Raw genomic sequence first — 8,218 nt, forward strand, 5'->3', positions numbered from 1 at the left:
TAGGTCACCGCCGAACAATCATTGTCAGAGAGCCCTGTCGGGAACTTCGGTTCCCGACAGGGCTCTCTGGCGTTGTGCTGTCCGCCACTTGGAGTTCACGTTGTGCGGGCACGATCCGTGCCATGGCACTGGGACAGCCCGTGGACGGGCTTCAGCGTGATCTGACCAGCGCGGGCGTGTGCGCCGGCGACGAGGTGATCGTGCCCTCGTTCGGAAGCGTCGGAGTGGTCGAGGCCGTGCGACTGGCCGGTGGAGTGCCGGTGTTCGTCGACATAGACCCCGGTAGCTTCTGCGTCGACCCTGCCGCCGTCGAAGCCGCGGTGTCACCGCGTACGGCCGCGATCGTGCCGGTGCATCAGTTCGGGCACCGTGCGGATATGGCGCGGCTCGGTGAACTCGCGCGGCGCCAGGGCCTGTTCCTCATCGCGTACGGCGGCGAGGTGGCCCGGGAGGGGTCTGCCGCCGAGGTCGCGGTGCGGCGGGCCAACGCCGCTTTTCTGACCCGGCGGCTCAACGATGTGATCACCCCGATGGTGCGGCCGGGCGCCGAACACGCCTTTCTCCAGTACGTCGTTCGGGTTCCCGGCAACGGGCGGCCCGATCGGGACGCGTTCGCGCGGACGCTGTGCGCGCGGGGCGTGCGCTGCCAGGTCCCCGTACAGACCCCGGTGCACCGGATGCCGCCGTTCCGGCGGGATGTGTGGCTGCCCGAGACCGAGCGGGCCGCCGACGAGTGCCTGGCGCTGCCTGTCGAAGCGGGCCTGACGCGGCGGGAGTTGCAGCGGGTCGTCTCGGCGTGCAACGCGCTGGGCGGGCTGCTGCTGCCGGCCTGAGCGCGAGGTCCGACCGGCTCGCGGGGGCGCCTCCGGCGCAGCCGGGGGCGGTCGGGGGCACACGCGAGTTCGGGTATGATCTGGCGTGTTGCCGCGCCCCAATAGCTCAGTCGGCAGAGCGTCTCCATGGTAAGGAGAAGGTCTACGGTTCGATTCCGTATTGGGGCTCCAGCGAAATGAAGGCCCCCGCCTGAGGCGGGGGCCTTCGTCATGTCCGGGGGCGGTTCACAGCTCCGGCGTACGGGGCTCCGGGACGCGCATCGCGAGGATCGCCATGTCGTCGGAGGCAGGTTCGGCGGCGAAGCGCTCGACCGCGCGCAGGACGCGGGCCGCGACCGCGCCGGCCGTCAGGCCCGTGCACGTCGTCAGGACGTCGACCAGGCCGTCGTCGCCGAGCATGCGGCTGCCCTCGCGCCGCTCGGTCACGCCGTCCGTGACGCACAGCAGCACGTCTCCCGGGGCGAGCGTCACCGTCTGCTCGTACAGCTCCAGGTCGTCCATCACGCCGAGCAGCGGCTGGGGCTCGGCGGCCGGCTCCACACTGCCGTCCTGGCGCAGGCGCAGCGGCAGCGGGTGGCCCGCGCAGACGACCTTGAGGAGCGCGCTGCCGTCCTCCTGCGGCCACAACTCGCCGTAGAGCAGGGTCAGGAAGCGGCTGCGGGCGCCCTCGTCGAGGATGGCCGCGTTGAGGCGCTCCAGGACCGCGGGGCCGCCGAAGCCCTCGCGGGCGAGCAGGCGCAGCGCGTGCCGGGCGAGGCCGGTGACCGCGGCGGCCTCCGGGCCGGTGCCGCAGACGTCGCCGATGGCGAAGCCGTACGCGCGGTCGCGGATCGGGAAGAGGTCGTAGAAGTCGCCGCCGACCTCGTTGCCCTCGCCGGCCGCGCGGTAGATGACCTCGACCTCCACGCCGGGGACCTCGGGCAGCTCCGGGGGCAGGAGGCTGCGCTGGAGGGACTGGCTGATGGCCGTGCGCTCGGAGTACAGCCGCGCGTTGTCCAGGGCGAGAGCGGCCCGCCGGGAGAGGTCCTCGGCCAGCTCCAGGATCTCCTGGCGGAAGTGCTCCTCGGAGGGCTTGCCGAGGGTCAGCATGCCGATGACGCGGTTGCGGGCCACCAGGGGCAGTACGACCGTCTCGCCACCCACCGCGGAGGCCGTGGCCAGCGACGGGCCGGGGCCGGAGAGCTGGGACGGGTCGCCCATGTCGATGGCGCGCAGCGAGGAGCGCAGGGCCGCGGAGCGGGCCGCGTCGCCGGGGGCGCTCCAGACGCGGGCGCCGGGGGTCGGGACGGGGTCGGGCGGCGCGACCTTGTTGAGGAGGGTCTTGAGGCCGTCGATGCGGTCCTCGTCCTCGTGGAGGACGTAGGAGAGCTCCGGCTCGGAGGACTGGTCGGCGACCGTGAAGACGGCGCACCAGGTGGCGAGGGTGGGGACCGTCATCTGGGCCATGAGGGCCAGCGTCTGGTCCCGGTCGAGGGTGCCGGCGAGCAGGTCGGAGGCCTCGACGAGGAAGGAGAGCGAGCCGCGTCGCAGCCGCTCCAGCTCGGTAAGGCGGGCGCGCTCGACGGCGAGCGCGATGCGGTCGGCGGCGAACTGGAGCCGCAGAGCCTCCTCGTTGGTGTAGCGGCCGGGGGCCTCGGCGGCCACGCCCAGGGAGCCGGTGAGCCGGCCCTCGACCTTGAGGGGGACCGTGACCACCGAGCGCATGCCGGTCTCCGCGAGGAGCGGTACGGCGCCGGGTACGGCCGTCAGGTCCTCGTGGACGGCGGGCATGCGGGCCGAGCCGTAGCGGCCCGTACCGGCCTCCACGGGCACGCGCGCGAAGCGCTGGCGCGCCGAGGGGAGTCCGGTGGAGGCGCGGACCTCCAGCTCGGTCTCGTCGTCGGTGGCCAGCAGGAGGTACGCGGAGTCGCCGTCCAGCATGTCGCGGGCGCGCTCGACCGTGCGCTGGAGGAGGCCGTCGAGGTCGTCGGGGGCCGGGGAGCCGATGAACACCTCGAAGGGGTCCGCGGCGGGGCCCCGGTCGCCGGAGGCCGAGGAGCTGTCGGCGGAGGCGCGGGGCGTGGCCTGGAGGACGGCGCGCTCGTGGTCCCGTACCAGCAGCAGGACCGTCGAGGGCTCGCCCTCGGCGTCCCGTACGCGCAGGTGGGAGGCGTAGACGGGGATGACGCGGCCGTCGGTGCCGCGGATGCCGTACGAGCCCTCCCAGCGGGAGAGCTGGAGCGCTTCGGCGATGCCGGTGCCGGTGCCGGGGGTGTGGGGCCAGGCGGCGAGGTCGGTGAGGGGTTTGCCGACGACCTGGCCGGCCGGGTGGCCGAAGAGGTTCTGGGCGTCCTCGTTCCAGGAGCCGATGACGCCGCCGCGGTCGATCTGGACGACGGCGACGCGGACCCGGGAGTCGGCGACGGGCAGGGCGTCGGTCGGCAGGGCGGGGCCCGCGGAGCGGGTGCCCGCGGGGCGCTCGGCGAGGTCGAGCTGGAACCAGACCTGCTTGTGGGTCGAGGTGTACTCCACGCCCCAGCGGCTCGCGAGAGCGCCGCAGAGGAGGAGGCCGCGGCCGCCCTCACGGTCCGGATGCGGGGTATGACGGCCCGTGCTCTGGAGCGGAAGTTCACGTTCGGGGTACCGATCGGCGACCTCGACCCGTACGCCCCGGTCCGAGCGGAGGCACAGGACCTCGGCCGCCGTGCCGGCGTGGACCACGGCGTTGGTGACCAGCTCGCTGGTGAGGACGACGGCGTCGTCGATGATGTCGGCCAGGCCCCAGCCCTGGAGCGTGTCACGCACGAACGCGCGGGCGGAGGCGACCGAGCGCCCGACCGGCTCGAAGGTGGCCGCAGCCCGCGCGGTGATCACTGTTCTCCTCATGTGTTTCTGCGCGCCCGCCCCTGGGGCCCGCTGTCCGTCCACCACCACGTCGATCACGTCTCCGGTTCCGTCCACCGTAGGGGGAGAGGAGACGGCCGGGTCACCGGGCCCCACGGGTACGTGGTCGGTGTCAGTACCCGCTGCGCCCTGCCGGACCAGCCTCTCGCCCCGCTCCTGCATCCCCACTCCCTATGGATGGACAGCCGGATGCCAGGTTACTTACCTTCGCTGTCCGCGCGGATGCCGGTCGCAGGTGTTTCCGCCCCCGGAGTGCGGTAGGCGGGATGGAGCGGCTGACGGTATGCGATGCTGCCGAACTGTTATGGCCTGGTTGGGCCATGGTGAAACACTGGGAAGGCTTCGAGAGAAGGCCCGGGTAGAAACGGTCGACCCTGCGGGAGGGACACGGTGGAGTCTGGCGGAGCGGCGCGGGGCGTCAGCACGCGCGCGAAAGGCGGACGGTCCCGTAGCAACGGGACGACGGAAGTTGACTCGGTGGCACTGAACAGACTGCTGGCCGGTCTGACCGCGATGCGGGACGGCAACTTCCGCAAGCGGCTGACCGTGTCGGGCGACGACGTCATGTCCCAGATCGCGGCCGTCTTCAACGAAGTCGCCGACCGCAATCTGCATCTGACGGGCGAGTTGGCCCGGGTGCGCAGGGTGGTCGGCCGCGAGGGGAAGCTGACGGAGCGGCTGGACACGGGGGCCTGTGAGGGCTCCTGGGCGGCGGCGATCGACGCGTCCAACGCCCTGGTCGAGGACCTCGTACGGCCCGTGTCCGAGGTCGGACGGGTGCTGTCGGCGGTCTCCGAGGGAGACCTGTCCCAGCGCATGGAACTGCGCTCGATGGGCAGTGACAACGATGCGGCGCACCCGCTGCGCGGCGAGTTCCTGAAGGTGGGCCGCACGGTCAACGGGCTGGTCGACCAGTTGTCGGCGTTCACCGACGAGGTGACGCGGGTGGCCAGCGAGGTGGGCACCGAGGGCAAGCTCGGCGGCCAGGCCAAGGTGCGGGGGATGTCGGGCTCCTGGAAGGACCTGACCGACTCCGTCAACACCATGGCGTACCGGCTGACCGCGCAGGTGCGGGACATCGCGCTGGTCACCACGGCGGTGGCCAAGGGCGACCTGTCGCGCAAGGTCACGGTGCACGTGGCGGGCGAGATGCTGGAGCTGAAGAACACCGTCAACACGATGGTGGACCAGCTGTCCTCGTTCTCCTCCGAGGTGACCCGGGTGGCCCGCGAGGTGGGCACCGAGGGCGAACTGGGCGGACAGGCGCAGGTGCCGGGCGTGGCGGGGGTCTGGAAGGACCTCACGGACTCCGTCAACCTGATGGCGGGCAACCTGACTTCGCAGGTGCGGGGGATCGCCGAGGTGACCACGGCGGTCGCCAACGGCGACCTGTCGCAGAAGGTCACGGTGAGCGCGCGCGGCGAGGTCGCGCAGCTGGCGGACACCATCAACACGATGACCGAGACGCTGCGCACCTTCGCGGACGAGGTGACGCGGGTGGCCAGCGAGGTGGGTGCCGAGGGGCTGCTGGGCGGTCAGGCGCAGGTTCCGGGTGCGGCGGGTACGTGGAAGGACCTGACGGATTCGGTGAACACCGCCTTCCGCAACCTCACGGCGCAGGTGCGGGACATCGCGCAGGTGACGACGGCGGTGGCGAACGGCGATCTGTCGCAGAAGGTCACGGTGGATGTCTCCGGCGAGATGCTGGAGCTGAAGAACACCGTCAACACGATGGTCGACCAGCTGTCGTCCTTCGGCGCCGAAGTGACGCGTGTGGCGCGTGAGATCGGTGTGGAGGGTGAACTCGGCGGTCAGGCGCAGGTTCCGGGTGCGGCGGGTACGTGGAAGGACCTGACGGATTCGGTGAACACCGCCTTCCGCAACCTGACCGGCCAGGTGCGCAACATCGCGCAGGTGACGACGGCGGTGGCGAACGGCGATCTGTCGCAGAAGGTCACGGTGGATGTCTCCGGCGAGATGCTGGAGCTGAAGAACACCGCGAACACGATGGTCGACCAGCTGTCCTCCTTCGCCGACGAGGTCACGCGCATGGCGCGGGACGTGGGTACGGAGGGCCGGCTGGGCGGTCAGGCCCGGGTGGACGGCGTGTCCGGCACCTGGAAGGACCTGACGGACTCCGTCAACTTCATGGCGGGCAACCTGACTTCGCAGGTGCGGCAGATCGCCCAGGTGACGACCGCGGTGGCGCGGGGCGACCTGTCGCAGAAGATCGAGGTCGACGCGCGCGGCGAGATCCTGGAGCTCAAGAACACCATCAACACCATGGTGGACCAGCTCTCCGCGTTCGCGGAGCAGGTGACCCGGGTGGCCCGCGAGGTGGGTACGGACGGCCGGCTGGGCGGTCAGGCGCAGGTTCCGGGCGTCGCGGGCGTGTGGCGCGATCTGACCGACTCGGTGAACGGCATGGCGGGCAACCTGACCGCCCAGGTCCGCAACATCGCCCAGGTCGCGACGGCGGTGGCCCGCGGTGACCTGTCGCAGAAGATCGACGTGGACGCGCGCGGCGAGATCCTGGAGCTGAAGAACACCCTCAACACCATGGTGGACCAGCTCTCCTCGTTCGCCGACCAGGTGACGCGGGTGGCCCGCGAGGTGGGCACCGAGGGCATCCTGGGCGGCCAGGCCGAGGTGCAGGGCGTGTCCGGCACCTGGAAGGACCTCACCCAGTCCGTCAACTTCATGGCGAACAACCTGACTTCGCAGGTGCGCAACATCGCCGAGGTGACCACCGCGGTCGCGCGCGGCGACCTGTCCAAGAAGATCACCGTCGACGCCAAGGGCGAGATCCTCGAACTGGTCACCACCGTCAACACGATGGTGGACCAGCTGTCGTCCTTCGCCGACCAGGTGACCCAGGTGGCCCGCGAGGTGGGTACCGAGGGCCAACTGGGCGGCCAGGCAAGGGTTCCGGGCGTCACCGGCATCTGGAAGGACCTGAGCGACAACGTCAACCTGATGGCCAACAACCTGACCATCCAGGTGCGGAACATCTCCCTGGTGGCGACCGCGGTCGCCAACGGCGACCTGACCAAGAAGGTGACGGTCGAGGCGCGCGGCGAGGTCGCGCAGCTCGCCGACACCGTCAACACCATGGTCACGACGCTGTCGTCGTTCGCCGACGAGGTGACCCGAGTGGCGCGCGAGGTGGGCACCGGGGGCATCCTCGGCGGCCAGGCGCGCGTGCCGGGCGTGTCCGGTACGTGGAAGGACCTCACCGAGTCGGTGAACTCGATGGCGTCCAACCTGACCGGCCAGGTCCGCAACATCGCGATGGTCACCACCGCGATCGCCAAGGGCGACCTGACGAAGAAGATCGACATCGACGCGCGGGGCGAGATCCTCGACGTGAAGACGACCGTGAACACGATGGTCGACCAACTGTCGTCCTTCGCCGAGCAGGTCACGCGGGTGGCCCGCGAGGTGGGTACGGACGGCCAGCTGGGCGGCCAGGCGCGGGTGCGCGACGTGGACGGCACCTGGCGCGACCTGACCGAGTCCGTTAACGAGATGGCGGGCAACCTGACCCGCCAGGTGCGCGCCATCGCCGCGGTGGCCGCGGCGGTGACCCGCGGCGACCTCAACCTGAAGATCGACGTGGACGCGGCGGGCGAGATCCTGGAGCTCCAGGACAACATCAACACGATGATCGCCACGCTCCGCGAGACCACCCTGGCCAACAAGGAGCAGGACTGGCTCAAGGGCAACCTCGCCCGGATCTCGGGTCTGATGCAGGGCCGCCGCGACCTCAAGGACGTGGCCGGCCTCATCATGAGCGAGCTGACCCCGGTCGTCTCCGCCCAGCACGGCGCGTTCTTCCTGGCCACGCCGACCGGCGACAGCGCCGAGATCGGCGGAACGGCCGAGGACGGCTCGTACGAGCTGCAGATGATCGGCAGCTACGGCTACTCGATGGGCACCATGCCGACCTCCTTCCTGCCGGGCGAGACGCTCATCGGCACGGCCGCGGAGGAGCGGCGCACGATCCTCGTGGAGAACGTGCCGCCGGGCTACCTGAAGATCGCCTCCGGCCTGGGGGAGGCCCCGCCGGCGCATGTGATCGTGCTGCCGGTGCTGTTCGAGGGCAAGGTCCTGGGCGTGATCGAGCTGGCCTCCTTCCAGCCGTTCGCGCAGATCCAGAAGGACTTCCTCAACCAGATCGCCGAGATGATCGCCACGAGCGTCAACACCATCTCCGTCAACACCAAGACCGAGGTGCTGCTGAAGCAGTCGCAGGAGCTCACCGAGCAACTCCGCGAGCGCTCGGCCGAGTTGGAGAACCGGCAGAAGGCGCTCCAGGCGTCCAACGCCGAACTCGAGGAGAAGGCGGAGCTGCTGGCCCGGCAGAACCGCGACATCGAGGTCAAGAACACCGAGATCGAGGAGGCGCGGCAGGTCCTGGAGGAGCGTGCCGAGCAGCTCGCGGTCTCGATGCGCTACAAGTCCGAGTTCCTGGCCAACATGTCGCACGAGCTGCGCACCCC

Annotated in this window: 3 protein-coding genes and 1 tRNA gene; 3 read left to right on the plus strand and 1 reads right to left on the minus strand. The window is 70.7% G+C overall.

Features of this window, described 5'->3' with window-relative positions:
- Positions 1-122 precede the first annotated feature (122 nt).
- Both AOK16_RS12915 and AOK16_RS12920 read left to right on the plus strand, forming a co-directional pair.
- Entirely contained in the window at positions 123-833 is a 711-nt protein-coding gene (locus AOK16_RS12915; RefSeq protein ID WP_055472404.1) for a DegT/DnrJ/EryC1/StrS family aminotransferase, read from the plus strand.
- Positions 834-928: 95 nt separating this feature from the next.
- A tRNA-Thr gene (locus tag AOK16_RS12920) sits at positions 929-1,004 on the plus strand.
- A gap of 54 nt (positions 1,005-1,058) precedes the next feature.
- Here AOK16_RS12920 and AOK16_RS12925 read toward each other — a convergent pair.
- A complete protein-coding gene (locus AOK16_RS12925; RefSeq protein ID WP_055472405.1) occupies positions 1,059-3,698 on the minus strand; it encodes a SpoIIE family protein phosphatase in 2,640 nt (879 codons plus the stop codon).
- A gap of 408 nt (positions 3,699-4,106) precedes the next feature.
- Here AOK16_RS12925 and AOK16_RS12930 point away from each other — a divergent pair.
- The coding region (locus AOK16_RS12930; RefSeq protein ID WP_079101320.1) for a HAMP domain-containing protein at positions 4,107-8,218 on the plus strand (4,112 nt) is incomplete at its 3' end.

Source organism: Streptomyces pathocidini, assembly GCF_001418495.1.
In the GTDB taxonomy this organism is placed as follows: domain Bacteria; phylum Actinomycetota; class Actinomycetes; order Streptomycetales; family Streptomycetaceae; genus Streptomyces; species Streptomyces pathocidini.

What these genes read in the sequence shown, in the direction of transcription:
- AOK16_RS12915 (WP_055472404.1), top strand. Translation starts at nt 123, where the DNA reads ATGGCACTGGGACAGCCCGTGGACGGGCTTCAGCGTGATCTGACCAGC.
- AOK16_RS12925 (WP_055472405.1), bottom strand. Translation starts at nt 3,698, where the DNA reads ATGAGGAGAACAGTGATCACCGCGCGGGCTGCGGCCACCTTCGAGCCG.